Here is a 13,678-nt window from a genome sequence, read left to right as displayed (position 1 = left end):
GGTGACACCGGAGGGCAGGAGCGAAGCGACCGGGGAATCGACACGGTCGGAAGCCGAACGCATCGCCGCGGCCCAGGCCTACATCGACGCGCTGTCCAGTCACCAGGCCGACAATGTGCCGTTCGCGCCTGGATGCATCCGCATCGAAGCCGGCCTCAAGTCCGGCTTTTCGGGAAATCACTTGCGCCGCAGTCTCAACCGCGGCCCTCAATACCGGGTGATCGAAGGAACCACACCGCCGGAGTTCACCGTCGACGGCGACCATGTCCGGGCCAAGTTCGACGTGCTCACCAAGCCGCGCCTGTTCGGCCGGCGGGTGTGCTCGCACGTCGACGAAACGTTCCTCATCCCAGCGTCCGACGGTCAGATCCACCACATCCGAGCCAAGCTCACCCCGTTCATCAGCCGATAGGTAGCCCACATGGCCAAGCCACCTCGCCCGCTGAGCCCCAAGCAGGTCGAAACGCTGAATTCGAAAGGCGTTGGCACTGCGATCAAATGGATGTCCCGCGCACAGACCTGGCTGTTCAAGGCAACCAACGGCCGCCTCGGCGACAAGTTCCTGCGCGGGGCCGAGGTGGGAATCCTGACCACGACCGGACGCAAGTCCGGCGAGCCGCGGGATAGCCCGCTGCTGTTCCTGCAGGAGGGCAGGCGCATCGTCCTGGTCGCGTCACAGGGTGGCCGGGCCACCAATCCGATGTGGTACTTGAACCTCAAGGCCAACCCGCACGTCGCATTTCAGACCAAGCACGAGAAGCTGCAGCTGACGGCACGCGACGCGACAGACGCCGAGCGCGACGAGTACTGGCCCAAGCTCGACGCCATGTATCCCGACTTCGCCAACTACCGGTCCTATACCGACCGCGAGATCCCGATCGTCATCTGCGACCCGTAGGCCCGCAAACGCGCGATGCCCCTGAACCCCGAGTTCAGGGGCATTTTTGCATGGCTGACGGTCCCGTTAGTAGACACATCTGAAATGTTGTACAGTGAGCGCGCACACAGTGAACTCCCAGTGTGTGCCAACCCACATTCCGGCGAACGGATGGAGAACTACATGCGAACACTCTCGGGACGCCGGACCGCCGGGGCCGCTGCAACGACCCTGACAGCCTGCGCGCTCTTGGCGGCGACCGCGCTGCCCGCGTCCGCCATGACGGTGACGTTCATCCGGCACGGAGAGTCCTATGGCAATGCCACCAACAAGATCGACACCTCGGTACCGGGCCCAGATCTGACACCCAAGGGCGTGGACCAGGCCAACGCCGTCGCCGCCTACCTCACTTCGCCTGCCTACACCGACAAATACGGGTCTGTCGACGCGATCTATGCGTCGACCATGGTCCGCACCCAGCAGACCGCCAAGCCACTCTCGACCGACGTGAACCTGCCCGTCACCGTCATCGGCTATCCGAAGAACACCGACGCCGGCGAGCGCATCGGCGTGCAGGAAATCAATGCGGGCATCTTCGAGGGCCTGCCCGAGCAGACCGGTATCGGCCGCATCGGTTACATCGTCGCTCCGCTGGCCTGGACGTTGGGCCTGCAGTTCGTCCCGGTCCCCGGCGGCGAGACCGGCCTGGAGTTCAACGAGCGAATGACCAACTCCATGAAGCAGATCGAGGCGGACACCCCGGCGGGCGAAGACGGCAATCAGAACGCCGCGGTGTTCTCCCACGGCGCCACCATCATGTTCTGGACCATGATGAACGTCGACAATCCGAACCTGCTGTTGATCGTGCAGCACCCGCTGACCAACGGTGACGTCGTGGTGGTGGATGAGAATGCCGACGGTGGCTGGACTTTGAAGAGCTGGGCCGGCCAAGAGGTCGGCCCGGCCGACTACCCGACCCAGATGTTCGTCAATGTCCGCGATCTGATTGTCGCGCCGCAGCAAGCGGTCTACAACATGCGGGTACCCGTTCTCAAGCCCGACGCCGCTGCCATCGTCAGCACCGGCGCTCAGGGTGTGCAGGACGTCGCCAAGGCGGGGGTGAAGTTCGTGAAAGACTCGGTGACCGACACCGTCAACGCAATCGCCAACATCCCGAACACACTGAACGACGTTGCGCCGGCGACACATACGGCGAACACCGACAGCACCGCCGCCACCAAATTGACCTCGTCCACCGAGAGCGACGCCGTCAAGGTCACCCGAAAAATCAATGGCGCTACGAATCTCACCACCGGCAACAAGGCAGCTTCCGGCAAGGGCGCTTCTGTTGCGCGCCAAAGGGTTCGAGACACCGTCAAGAAGCTGACCAACGCCGACAAGTCCGCCGACAGCGGATCGCACAGCACGTCGAAAGACGCCGCGTGAGGTAAACCTCCCGGCAAATAACCATCCCTGGTTCGCCCAAGGGACCGAATTGTCGCGCGCGAATTCAGCCGCGGGGATGGACAATTCGCCAAACTGACATCCCGGACACCGGGACAAGCTGCCAAATTCCTTGCGATTTCCCGAACAATTCCTGGGACCGTCCCCACTACTGCTTACGGAGGCACATCAGCATGACGCGAAAACAATCGATCCTGGGAGGTGTCGCCATGGCATTTCTCGCCTTCTGCCTGGCGATCCCCGTCGCCAACGCCGCCGAGGTCATGCGCGTGACGTTCATCCGGCACGGCGAGTCATACGGCAACACTTCGGGTTTGATCGACACGTCGACACCCGGTCCGGTACTCACCCCCAAAGGACAACAGCAGGCCCAGGACGTCGCCAAGAAACTCGGCGACAACAATTATGACGCCATTTACGCCTCGACCATGGTGCGCACGCAATTGACCGCGGCACCGATGTCGCAATACCTCGGCCTACCCATTCAGGTCCTGCCCGGCCTGCAGGAAATCGAAGCGGGTGATTACGAGGGCACTCCCGAGAAAGAAGCCATGAACGGGTATCTCAAAGCGCCGATAGCGTGGGCGTTCGCGGGCCAGCGCGGTGCCCGGATCCCTGGCTCGATCGACGGCAACGAATTCGACGCCAGGGTGGATGGCGCTCTGCAGACCATGTACGACAACGGCGACCGCAACGTCGCAGTGTTCTCCCACGGCGGCACCATCATGTTCTGGACCATGATGAACGCCCAGAACCTGAGCACTGCCGACAAGATCAGGCTGCTCACCACCCATCCGCTCACCAACACCAGCTACGTGGTGATCGAAGGCAATCCCCAAGACGGTTGGACATTGGTGGACTGGGACGGTGAAAAGTTCGGCACCCAACCGGCATTCGAAACCAACGTACAACTGCAGGTCCGCACTTTGACCCGGCAGCTACAGCAGGCCGCCGACAGTGTGAAGGCAGCCTTCACCACGCCAGACCCGGCCACCATCGCCACCGCGATCAACCACGCCATCGCCACGGCGAGCTTCTCCGTCGTCAAGTTCGGCCGCGCGATCAACGCCGAGGTCATCAACCGGAGCAAGGACGCCGTGCCGACCGATGCCGCTTCCACACAGCAGGCGCTGTCCTCGGCGGTCAGCACCGTCAAGACGTCTGTCGAGGCGAACGTCAAGAACGCCGAGGAGACCATCGATTCGGCCGCCGGACCTCAAAGCCTCACGGGCGCACCGAAGTTGTCCGACACCACCGTCAAGTCGAAGCCCCGTGGCGCGACAGATCTGTCCGACGGAAATAAGGCCCTGCCCGGCGTGACGAAGTCGGTCAACCGCAGCGGAGATCGGGTTCGCGAGGCCGTGCAGAGCACCTCCGATCAGGTGGCCTCGTCGGTCCAGAAGCTCAGCGACGCGGTCAAGAAGATCACCGGTCGGGCCGGCACGTCCCGGGCCACCGGCGAGTCACCCAAAGCCGACGGTGAGAAGGACGCGGCCTGACCGGCGCAGACGCGAATTGCCCATCTCCGCACGGAGATGGGCAATTTCGTCGGTCAGTTGGTGAGAATTGTCGCGCCCCGCTCCGGTCTCGTCGAGGACCATTCGGCGGTCACATTCCTTTGTTTGCAGGGTATTTCGATTAGTCAAGTTACTCGCCGGGCCCGTACAGACCGAAGCGCAGATCGGGATCGCCAGGCACCCAGGTGTTGGAGAACTGTGAGCGGGCGCCCATCGCCGAGACCCGGTCGACCAGCCGGTTGCCGAGTTCGAGTTGCCCCGGCTCCCAGAGCTTCAGCGCTTCGGCGATACCGCCGTCGTGAGCTCCGAGATGCTCGTACAGCGCCCAGGCATCCGCTGCGGCCTTGGCCGAACCCGCCGCCGCGTGGGGTCGAGCGGCAAATGCGGCGTCGCCGATGATCGCGATGCGCCCATCGGCCATTGCCGGAATGCGCGTATCGAAAACCACCTGGAGGTAAGGCTGCTCGGTGCCGACGACGACTTCGGCCACGGCCGGCGCCAGATCTCGGACAGCGGCGGCCTTCATCTCGTCGATGTAGCGCTGCTGCACCGCACCCGGATGCAGCGATACCGGAGCCTCGAATCCTCTTACCTCGGTGGTCAATTCGTGCAGTTCCGGGCCGTCGGCCACGTTGCGGTACCACACGTAGTTCAGGAGCCGCTGTCCCACTTCGAGCTCACCGTCCATACCGGGGATCGTGTACATGACGGCCTGAGTGTTCGGGCCCAGGCTGTATGTCAGGGCATCGGCGAGGATGGCGCGCGTCTCGTCGCTCACCAGTTCCTCGCGCACCGTCCCACGCCACCCGACGTAGCCGGAGTAATGGCGCGCCAGGTCGGGAAACAGCCGCCGGCGAGCCGTCGAGCTGATGCCGTCGGCGAACACGACCAGGTCGGCGGATTCCCTACGCCCCGAAGAGAACCGCAGTTCGACATGGTCGGCATCCTGGCTGAACCCGGCGAAGAATTCGCCCAGGTGATAGTGCTCGGCACCGAAGTCGCTCAGCAGCGCGCGATAGACCGTGTCCCATGAGGTGTATCGCCAGTGTGCCGGCTCGTCGTGCAGGACTTCGTTGTCGCGGCCGAGGTAGCGCAGGCGTGAGCTCTCGGTGCTGAGTTCTTCGATCTGCCGGGTGCTGTGCCCGTCGAACCACCGCATCATGGCGGGTTGCAGGACGATCCCGCCGCCGCGGTGCTCGAGGTTGGTGGGCGTTCGCTCGAACACGTCCACCACGAAGCCCAACTTGCGCAGCAAGAGCGCAGTGGTGAGCCCTCCGATCGAACCGCCGACGACGATGGCCCGTGAACCGACGTAGGACTGCATGGTCGAACCTCCTTGGCGTGATGCTGATGCGGTCAACTCTGCGACACGCAGATCAGCTGCGGACTGTGTGCTTCCACAGCAGTTCAGAAAATCGCTGTGTAGAACCCCAGTCACCCCTGTCGGGCGTCGCACTAGCGTCGGAAAGCACGATGCCGGCGGCACGCCGGCGCCCGTCTCAGGAGGTAAACATGCCCATCGGTGTCGCGAAGATACGAGACATTGCCGACGGCGTTCAGGCCGGACAGTTCGAGGTAGGTGAGCGCGACGAGCTCCACCGCCTCGACGATCTCGACCCGATCTACAAACAACTGCTCGACGGTCCGGTGACGGCCGTGATCTCGGTGATCGGGGGAACCGGACGGCCGAACCTCTCCCCCCGTCTGGGTCGACTACGAAGGCGACCGGGTGCTGCTCAACCTGGCGTCCCATCGCAAGAAGGTGCAGTGGTTGAGGAACAACCCGCAGGTGACGTTCATGCTGATGAACCCGGCCAACCCATTCCACTGGATGAGCATCAAAGCCACTGTCGCCCGCGAGATCTCGGAAAACGATGCCGTCGAGGGCGGCAAAGTGACCGCGCACATCGACCGGATGGCCCAGAAATACCTCGGCACCGGCGACGGCTATACCTTCCGCGACCCGAGCCGCAACGAACGCCGGGTGCTGTTCGAGTTCGCCGTCGACTCGGTCGCCACATTCGGCAAACCGTGAGCGGCCACCGGAGTCTCAGGCCTGGGTTGTCTCTGCCCCGCCGAGTACATCGGCGGCCATCAGAGCGAGCTTCAGCTGCAACCACGACTCCGGTTGCTGCAAGGACAACCCCGCGACCTCCTCGACCTTCTTGAGCCGCAGCCCGATCGTGTTCTGATGGACGAAAAGCGCTGCCGCGGTGCGGCCGACGTTCATCCCCTGCTCGAGATACGTCCGTACGGTCGAGACGAGCTGGGCGTTCTTCCGCTCGTCATAGCGGCGTAACGCGTCGAGCGTGTGGTCGGCGAAACGAACGAGTTCGTGCGGATCGTTCAGTTGCAGCAACAGCCCGTAGACACCGAGATCGGGCAGGGTGACGACCCGATTCGTCCCGTGCAGCCGGGCCAATTCCAGTGCGGCGCGGGCGGTTCCCATCGCGGCGCGGGCGTCGGTGAGCCGTTCGCATCGGTGACCGACGACGACGGTCGCCGTATGCGCTCCCGCCAGCCGGCTCACCGCGGTCCGAATGCGTTCGGCTGCCTGTCCCGGCGATTCGGAACGTGACGCGTCGGGCCACAACACCAGCACGTCACCGCCTGTGCTCGACACCAGCGGGCGGGGTTCGCATTGCGCGGCCACCGCCCGGACGGTCGACAGCAAGGACCGCGACCGTCCAGGACCGCCGTCGCCGTCGGAGGCCGCCACGATGACCGTGTGGGCGCGTGTCAGATCGTGTCCGAGCGCCCCGGCACGCGTGGCCAGGGCCTCCACGGCAGCCCCGGCGAGGAAATCCGCCAGCAGATCTGACCGCAGGCTCCATTCGACGTCGGTCGCGGTCCGCTGACGCAGGACTTCCAACGCGCACACCACCGCCGCGTGCTCCAGCGCCCGCCGGTCCAGTTCGGAGAGATCGGCCAGGCGCGTCGGCAGCCACAGCCGCGCGACCACGTCACGCCCCAACGACACCGGCGCGGTCACCCGATTCCGGTACGCCACTTCCCCTATCCCGTCGGGTAGCTGGTCAGGAATGATCGGCTCCGGAGCGAGCTGCACCCCTTCGTACGCGGCGTTGGCGATCACCGCACCGGAGTTGTCCGTGACGAGTACGGGGCGGCGCTGCAGGCGGGCCAGTGCGTCGGCAACTCCCTGCACACCGCCGGCACGCAGGGCGACTTCGGTCAGCTCCCGGTGGATGTCCTCGGACTGCTCGAGCAGGCGCCGTTGTTCCGTCAGCGAACTGATCAGCCGTGAACTCTGCAGCGCGGTGCCCGCCTGGTTCGCGAGCGTCCACAGCAGTGCGACTTCATCCGGCCCGAAGTCGTGCACCGCCGTCCGGTAGCAGTTCAGCGTCCCCACCGGGGCCCGGTCGACCAGCAGCGGCACCGCGGCCATCGCGCGGTATCCGTAGTTGTCGGCGAGCCAGGCCCACGGGGCGAACGTGGGGTCGGCGAGGATGTCGCGCACGATCGCCGGTTCGCCGGAACGGAACGCCCAGGTCGAGGGCCCGCCTGACAACGGACCGGAATCGACTGTGATCGTCCTGCGCTCGTTGACCTCCGCGACGTACTCGACGGACAGCCCGAACGAACCGGAGATGTAGAGCCGATGCCGCTCGTCGTCGACGAGCAACACCCCGCTGGCCTCGTAACCGGTGAGGCTGCAGGCGGTTTCGGCGATCAGGTCCAACAGCTTGGGCAACGGCGTTGCGGCGTTGACGGCGGCAGCCAGGTCACCGACCCCGCCCAGCCACTGCCGCATCTCACCACTCGTGTACGTACGCATTTCGAGCCCCGTCGTTGGAACCAAAAACCTTGGGTGAATCAACACTGCGGACGCTACATGCTGTGCATTCACACAGTCCAGTGCTGGTTTGCGCTGCGTAGTGTTCGTGGTTGAGCAGCACGTATCGGCTCGCTCGTACTCAGCGGGAGGACGCGATGAACCCGGCAGAACGCATGGTGGCATCGGCACGGGCCTGGTTGGCCGCGCTCTCGGCCGACCAACTCGACCAGGCGGTCGCGCCATGGCCGTCCGAGGAGGAACGCCACCGCTGGTTCTACACCCCGACCGACCACGGCGGGCTTCCGCTGGCCCACATGCGGCCGGCACAGCAAGGCCTTGCGATGCAGTTGGTCGCGACCAGCCTTTCGAAACCCGGCTATGTCACCGCGACAACGATCATGGGCCTGGAGAACGTCCTCGACCGGGTCGAGAACTGGCAGGTGGACTGGGGCCGGGAACGCGGCCGCGATCCACAGATGTACTGGCTGAAGGTATTCGGCGAACCTGACCTGCGCGGCGAGTGGTCATGGCGTTTCGGCGGCCACCACGTCTCGGTTCAGCATGCGGTCCGCGACGGTGCGGTGGTCTCCAGCTCGCCGAGCTTCCTCGGCGCGGATCCCGCCGAGTCGCCGCTGCTCGGCGGGCATCTGCTCAGACCGCTCGGGGCGGCCGAAGACCTTGCTCGCGAACTGGTCCGGTCTCTCGACGAGGGACAGGTGGCCGAGGCGCTGATCAGTCCGGTCGCCCCCGTGGACATCGTGGGTGGCAACCGCCCGCATCTGCACGACGGCGACGAGATGATGACGCTCCCCGAGGTCTGGCGGGCGCCGTTCACCGAGCCTCGGTTGCGCAACCTGGTCCACTCCATGCACGACGCGTCCGAAGTCGCGGCCGGACTGCGGCCCGAGCATCTTCGCGCCCTGAGCCTCACGACGGCTCCGAAAGGCGTTGCGGCAAGCGCGATGACCAAAAGCCAACAGGAGCTGCTGCGGGCCGTGCTCGACGTCTTCGTCGGTAGAATCCCCGAGGAACTCGCCGAACGGGAGGCCGAGAAGTTCGCCGGGGCCAAACTCGACGCCGTACATTTCGCCTGGGCCGGCGGGGTCGAACGGGGCCAACCGCACTACTACCGACTCCAGGGTCCGCGCCTGCTCGCCGAGTACGACAACACCCAGCGCGACGTCAACCACATCCACACGGTATGGCGCGATCCCAGTGCGGATTTCGGTGATGACGTGCTGGCCCGCCACCGCGCCGAATTTCATTCCCGGCCCCCGTTGGGGTAGGTCGCGCCCCTACGGCATCACGTCACGGCATCAGTCACATGACTGATGCGGAGGCGGCCGCGATGGTCGACAGTGCAACGGTGGAGATGAGCTCGTGACAACTGAACCGGTGACCGCATTGCGTGTCGCTTCGCTCTCTGAACTACCCGAGAACACTCCGCATGCGGTGGTCGCCGCTGGTGTCGACGTGCTGCTGGTGCGTCGCGGGCAGCAGGTGTCGGCGTTGTACGGTCGCTGCGCCCACCGCGGAGCGCTGATGGCCGACGGCCGCGTCGAGGGTGATCTCGTGGTGTGCGGTGTCCATGGCTGGCGCTACGAGATCGAGTCCGGCGTATCGCCGGTCAACCCGGCGGTGGCGCTGGCCACCTTCCCGGCGTGGGTGTCCGACGACTCGGTGTATCTCGACGAATCGGCCATTGCCGACTTCGCGCGGGCGAACCCGCAGACCTACGCTGACGACGGTTATCTGGGCAAGTGGATCAAACCGAGCGACACCGCCGAGGAGCCGTTCGTCACGCAGATCCACGACTGGGCCGCGCACGGTTTGAGCAGCGGGCACGGACCTACCGCGGCGATGGGTGTGCCGCGCGGTGAACTGCCGTCGTGGGATTCGATCCAGCTGCTCACCGCACAGCTGGCGCGACTGCCGCTGCTCGACGACGAGCCGGTGAGCACGCAAACGGTGATCGGCCCGAACGCGCTGCGCCCGCTGGTGCTCGACATCCCGTTGTTCGTCAGTGATATGAGCTTCGGTGCTCTGTCCGAAGAGGCCAAGACCGCACTGGCGGCGGGTGCAGAACTCGCCGGGACCGGGATCTGCTCGGGTGAGGGCGGCATGTTGCCCGAAGAGCAGCAGGCGAATTCGAGGTACTTCTACGAACTGGCATCCGGTCGGTTCGGCTGGAGTTTCGACCACGTACGCAAGGTCCAGGCCTTCCATTTCAAGGGCGGGCAGGGCGCCAAGACCGGTACCGGCGGGCACCTTCCGGGCGCCAAGGTGGTGGGCCGGATCGCCGAGGTCCGCGACCTTGCGCCGGGCACCGCCGCGATCTCGCCGGCCCGGTTCCCGGACTGGACCTCGCTGCAGCAGTTCAAGGACTTCGCCGCCCAGGTTCGTGACGTCTCCGGCGGTATCCCGGTGGGGTACAAGATGAGTGCGCAACACATCGAGCGTGATATCGACGCCGCACTCGAGATCGGGGTGGACTACCTCATCGTCGACGGCCGCGGCGGCGGTACCGGCGCTGCCCCGACGATCTTCCGCGACAACATCTCGGTGCCCACCATTCCGGCGTTGGCCCGGGCCCGGCGGCACCTGGACAGCGCCCACGCCCACCATGTCACCCTCGCGGTCACCGGCGGCATCCGCACCCCTGCCGACATGGTGAAGGCCTTGGCGCTGGGGGCCGATGCGATCGGCCTGTCCAATGCGGCACTGCAGGCCATCGGATGTGTCGGCATGCGGGCCTGCAACACGAATACCTGCCCGGCTGGTATCGCCACCCAGGACCCGCGGCTGCGGTCGCGCCTGCCGTCTCATGCCGCCGCGCAGCGCCTGGATCGCTTCCTGCGCGCCGCCGTCGACCTGATGGTGGTACTCGCGCGCGCGTGCGGCCACCGACGCCTGGCAGACTTCGCCCTCGACGACCTCGTCACCTTTGACCGCGACTTCGCCTACCTCAGCGGAGTCCCGTATGCAGGAGCCACACCACTGTGACCGAACAGGACCTCGCCTGGCACAAGGCCGTTGACGCCGACGACCTCGACGAGGGTGAGGTGACGATGTGTCCGGTCGGGCTCAAGACCGTGGCGCTGACCCGACTCGACGGCCGCTACGGCGCCATCGACAACCGCTGTCCGCATCAGGGCGGCCCACTCGGGCAGGGCACCCTAGAGAACGACAAGATCCGTTGCCCCTGGCACGGTTTCGACTTCGATCCGTTCACCGGTGAGGCCGCGGGCGGTCCCGACTTCAACGTGCGCACCTATCCGGTGGAGGTCCGCGAAGACGGCATCTACGTCGGCACCCCGCCGCCGGCTCCACATCCGCGCACGGTCAGCGACGTGCTGGTGGAGACCATGACCAACTGGGGCGTCGACACCGTCTTCGGCATGGTCGGCCACTCGAATCTCGGTATCGCCGAAGCCATGCACCGCGCGGAAACAGCAGGCAAGCTACGGTATTTCGGCATCCGACACGAGGGCGCCGCGGCGTTTGCGGCAGCCGCCTACGGCAAGCTGACCGGCAGGCCTGCCGCCTGCTTCGGTATCGCCGGGCCCGGGTCCACCAACTTGCTGACGGGTCTGTACGACGCGAAATCCGATCGTGCCCCGGTGCTGGCCCTCTCAGGCAACGTGGATTCATCGGTGGCCGGCAAGGGCGCGTTCCAGGACATCGACCTGCTTGCGGCGTTCGCCGATGTCGCCGTGTACTCGTCGATGGTGCGGTCCGGCTCCGACCACGCCGAACTGATGACCATGGCCCTCAAACACGCCATCCTCGAACGCGGCGTCGGCCATCTCGTGCTGCCCGACGAGGTACAGATTCTCGAAGCCCCGGACGCGTTGGCGTCCGGACCCGGTGGCCGCCTACCCGACCTTCGGGTCGCACCGCCCGCGTCGGCACTGGAGCAGGCCCTCGAGGTGGTGCAAAGCGCGACCAGGCCACTGGTCGTCGTCGGTGCCGGCGCGAAGTTCGACATGCCTGCCGTCGTCGCCCTCGCCGAACGGCTGAATGCACCGGTACTGACCACCTTCAAGGCCAAAGGGCAGATCTCGGACGCTCACCCGCTCGCCTGCGGCGTACTGGGGCGCTCCGGCACACCGGTGGCCTCCTGGATGATGAACAAGGCCGACCTGCTGCTGGTGTTCGGCGCCTCGTTCTCCAACCACACCGGGATCTCGCCGTACAAGCCGATCATCCAGGTCGACACCGACCCCATGATGCTGGGCCGTTTCCGTCCGGTGGAGGTTCCGCTGCTCGGCGATGTGGGTGTCACGGCCGCCGCCCTACTCGACGGGCTTCGCTCAAACCCGGCGCTGGTGGATCAGCGCCCGGAAGTGGCTGAGCGGTGGGCTGTTTGGCGCGCCGAAAAGGGCCGCCGCGCCGTCAAGACGCCGGGCGGGCGGGTCGCGGCCGCCACCGTATTCGAGGAACTCAGCCGCCTGGTGCCGCAGAATGCGGTCCTCACCGTCGACGTGGGCAATCACGCGTATTCGTTCGGCCGGTACTTCGAGACCACCGAACAGTCGGTGCTCATGTCGGGCTATCTCGGATCCATCGGATTCGGATTTCCCGCGGCGATGGGGGCCTGGGCGGCCGCACCGGACCGTCCCATCGTGGCGATCACCGGCGACGGTGGCTTCGGTCAGTACCTCGCCGATTTCACCACCGCGGTGAAGTACGGCATGAACATCACCCACATCCTGCTCAACAACGGCGAACTCGCCAAGATCAGCGAGGAACAACGCAGCGCCGAATACGCGGTGTGGCAGACCTCCCTGCACAATCCGAACTTCGCCGCTTACGCCCGAGACTGCGGCGCCTACGGCCGACGCGTCACCGATGCACAAGATCTGAGCTCGGCGATCACCGAGGCCCTCCACCACCCCGGACCCGCCCTGATCGAGATCCTCACCGACCCGAGCAGCCACTAGATCCACACCAGCCACAGCGGATTGTCCTCGATCGCCGCGGTTTTCGCGCAGCCGGAGCCGTCACTTGACTGATGTCCTCGGCACGGCCCGTCACGGATACTGAAAGGGCCGAACGAGGGGGACGCCGTTGATCGTCAATCCTCGCAGTACGGTTCTCGAACCGGCGACGCAGGCTTTCTTGGCGAAGACGGCCGCCTTGCCGCAACTGGATTCGGTCGAGCCGGCCGTGGGTCGGCGGATCGTCGACGGCTGGCAGCACCAACCCGCTGTGGTGTCGGATGTTTGGTTCACCGTCGCGAGCGCGGCGGGACGGGTACCCCTCCGAATTGTCTTGCCACCGAACCTCGGTGGCCGACTTCCGGTGCTCATCTACGTGCACGGCGGCGGATGGGTGTTCGGCGGCGCCCGCAGCCATGACCGCCTGGTGGGCGAGCTGGCGGCCCACACCGGTGCCGCCGTGGTGTTTCCCGAATACGCTCTGGCACCCGAGGCCCGCTACCCCGTTGCACTCAATCAGATTTGCGCCGTCGCACGGTGGGTGTTCGCCCAGGGCGCCCGCCACGGGCTCGACACCACCAGAGTCGCCGTCGGCGGTGACGGCGTCGGCGCCACGATGGCCATCGCCCTGACATTGAACTGCCTGCGGCACAGGGACATGACTGTCAGACAGTTCATCGGATTCTGTCCCATCACCGACGCGTCCTGCGACACCGAATCACACCGCACATTCAGTCGGGGATACCACCTGCACAGCACCACCATGCGGTGGTGCTGGGATCAGTACGCGCCCGATGGTGTGAACCGCAGCCATCCCGCCGTCTCCCCTCTGCATACCAGCATGGACGAACTCGCCCGCTTCCCAGCGTCTTTGATCGTCACCGCGGAGGCGGACGTGGTGCGCGACGAGGGTGAGGCGTTCGCCGCGAAGCTGTTTGCCGCGGGTGCTCCGACAACGGCAGTCCGCTACGGCTCGGTCATCCACGGATTCGTGGTGCTCGACGCGCTGTGCCGGTCCAGTCCCGCCCGCGCCGCCATGGCACAGGCAACGTCGGCGTTGACCACAGCGTTCGGAAGCTGAGCC

At 65.7% G+C, this 13,678-nt stretch carries 10 protein-coding genes and 1 pseudogene; 9 read left to right on the top strand and 2 right to left on the bottom strand.

The features are described 5' to 3' along the window. Position 1: 1 nt before the first annotated feature. The 4 genes from RMCB_RS04910 to RMCB_RS04895 all read left to right on the top strand — a co-directional run bounded on the left by RMCB_RS04910 (position 2) and on the right by RMCB_RS04895 (position 3,840). A complete protein-coding gene (locus RMCB_RS04910; protein WP_062827882.1) occupies positions 2 to 412 on the top strand; it encodes a DUF8021 domain-containing protein in 411 nt (136 codons plus the stop codon). A gap of 9 nt (positions 413 to 421) precedes the next feature. Beyond that, positions 422 to 898, top strand: a complete 477-nt coding sequence (locus tag RMCB_RS04905) for a nitroreductase family deazaflavin-dependent oxidoreductase (RefSeq protein WP_029369978.1) — start codon at positions 422 to 424, stop codon at positions 896 to 898. A 162-nt stretch (positions 899 to 1,060) separates the two neighbouring features. Next, positions 1,061 to 2,323: a histidine phosphatase family protein gene (locus tag RMCB_RS04900; RefSeq protein WP_165606252.1), complete on the top strand. Its 1,263-nt coding sequence runs from the start codon at positions 1,061 to 1,063 to the stop codon at positions 2,321 to 2,323. Between the two features lie 227 nt (positions 2,324 to 2,550). Beyond that, entirely contained in the window at positions 2,551 to 3,840 is a 1,290-nt protein-coding gene (locus RMCB_RS04895) for a histidine phosphatase family protein (protein WP_109784173.1), read from the top strand. 148 nt (positions 3,841 to 3,988) lie between these two features. Here RMCB_RS04895 and RMCB_RS04890 read toward each other — a convergent pair whose 3' ends face one another. After that, positions 3,989 to 5,182 (bottom strand): FAD binding domain-containing protein, encoded by a 1,194-nt coding sequence (locus tag RMCB_RS04890; protein WP_062827879.1) that lies wholly within the window; start codon positions 5,180 to 5,182, stop codon positions 3,989 to 3,991. A gap of 360 nt (positions 5,183 to 5,542) precedes the next feature. Between RMCB_RS04890 and RMCB_RS04885 the strand changes: the two are divergent. After that, positions 5,543 to 5,893, top strand: a pseudogene (locus RMCB_RS04885) (pyridoxamine 5'-phosphate oxidase family protein); the annotation flags it as partial. A 15-nt stretch (positions 5,894 to 5,908) separates the two neighbouring features. Here RMCB_RS04885 and RMCB_RS04880 read toward each other — a convergent pair. Continuing rightward, positions 5,909 to 7,654 carry a helix-turn-helix domain-containing protein gene (locus RMCB_RS04880; RefSeq protein WP_063979580.1) on the bottom strand — a complete coding sequence of 582 codons (1,746 nt, stop codon included), beginning with the start codon at positions 7,652 to 7,654 and terminating at the stop codon, positions 5,909 to 5,911. A 110-nt stretch (positions 7,655 to 7,764) separates the two neighbouring features. Here RMCB_RS04880 and RMCB_RS04875 point away from each other — a divergent pair, with 110 nt between their 5' ends. From RMCB_RS04875 to RMCB_RS04860, 4 genes are all read left to right on the top strand, one after another. Then, on the top strand, positions 7,765 to 8,940 hold the full coding sequence (locus RMCB_RS04875) for a DUF3500 domain-containing protein (protein WP_201028232.1): 1,176 nt from the start codon (positions 7,765 to 7,767) through the stop codon (positions 8,938 to 8,940). Positions 8,941 to 9,034: 94 nt separating this feature from the next. Then, positions 9,035 to 10,657, top strand: coding sequence for a glutamate synthase-related protein (locus RMCB_RS04870; protein ID WP_062827875.1), 1,623 nt, complete (start codon positions 9,035 to 9,037; stop codon positions 10,655 to 10,657). Then, positions 10,654 to 12,597, top strand: coding sequence for a thiamine pyrophosphate-dependent enzyme (locus RMCB_RS04865; protein WP_062827874.1), 1,944 nt, complete (start codon positions 10,654 to 10,656; stop codon positions 12,595 to 12,597). The genes RMCB_RS04870 and RMCB_RS04865 overlap by 4 nt, the downstream gene beginning before the upstream one ends. 178 nt (positions 12,598 to 12,775) lie before the next feature. Beyond that, the gene (locus RMCB_RS04860; protein WP_234791996.1) at positions 12,776 to 13,675 is read left to right on the top strand and encodes an alpha/beta hydrolase; all 900 of its coding nucleotides are present in this window, start codon (positions 12,776 to 12,778) and stop codon (positions 13,673 to 13,675) included. The last annotated feature ends 3 nt before the right edge of the window (positions 13,676 to 13,678 follow it).

The sequence above is a fragment of the Mycolicibacterium brisbanense genome, assembly GCF_001570425.1.
GTDB classification, from domain to species: Bacteria; Actinomycetota; Actinomycetes; order Mycobacteriales; family Mycobacteriaceae; genus Mycobacterium; species Mycobacterium brisbanense.
This window is presented reverse-complemented; position numbering and strand designations above follow the sequence as displayed.

What these genes read in the sequence shown, in the direction of transcription:
- RMCB_RS04895 (WP_109784173.1), top strand. Translation starts at nt 2,551, where the DNA reads ATGGCATTTCTCGCCTTCTGCCTGGCGATCCCCGTCGCCAACGCCGCC.
- RMCB_RS04880 (WP_063979580.1), bottom strand. Translation starts at nt 7,654, where the DNA reads ATGCGTACGTACACGAGTGGTGAGATGCGGCAGTGGCTGGGCGGGGTC.
- RMCB_RS04890 (WP_062827879.1), bottom strand. Translation starts at nt 5,182, where the DNA reads ATGCAGTCCTACGTCGGTTCACGGGCCATCGTCGTCGGCGGTTCGATC.
- RMCB_RS04905 (WP_029369978.1), top strand. Translation starts at nt 422, where the DNA reads ATGGCCAAGCCACCTCGCCCGCTGAGCCCCAAGCAGGTCGAAACGCTG.
- RMCB_RS04900 (WP_165606252.1), top strand. Translation starts at nt 1,061, where the DNA reads ATGCGAACACTCTCGGGACGCCGGACCGCCGGGGCCGCTGCAACGACC.